Here is a 542-nt window from a genome sequence, read left to right as displayed (position 1 = left end):
TCGAGTATTGATCACTTTATCAAACAATTTACAGTCGGAACCCTGTTAAATCGGTCCAATATCAAAAAAGAAGAAGGAGTAAGTGTGACCGCTATCGTTACCTTCTTATTTACTGTTGCCTTTCATGGTGGAAAAAGTATGAATCAATTAGTGAATGATTCTGAAAGACAGCCGGGATTTAAAAAAGATACAGTGAATCGGTTCTTGAAGAATGAACGATTCAATTGGCGAACCTTCCTGCTATTACTATCTGAAAAAGTGATTGCGACGTTAATCCCTTATGTCCAAGAGGACAATGAACGGGTACTTATTCTGGATGATTCCATGTTTAGCCGTAATCGAAGCAAAAAAGTCGAGTTGTTAGCTAAAAACTATGATCATGCGAGCGGAAAATATATGAAAGGCTTTCGTATGCTTACTCTAGGTTGGAGTGATGGTCTCACCTTTATTCCGTTGGCAAAATCTTTTCTCAGCTCCAAAAAGAAAGCCAATCGCTTAAGTGAAGCAGATGAGCGAGTAGACAAACGGACCGTTGGATATAA

The 542-nt window shown here is 38.7% G+C and carries 1 protein-coding gene; it reads left to right on the top strand.

The window, feature by feature from the left end; all coding sequences use genetic code 11:
• Positions 1–84 precede the first annotated feature (84 nt).
• The coding region (locus tag ACYQ2O_RS12755; RefSeq protein WP_459796778.1) for a transposase at positions 85–542 on the top strand (458 nt) is incomplete at its 3' end.

This window comes from Alkalibacterium sp. m-11, from assembly GCF_054658155.1.
This window is presented reverse-complemented; position numbering and strand designations above follow the sequence as displayed.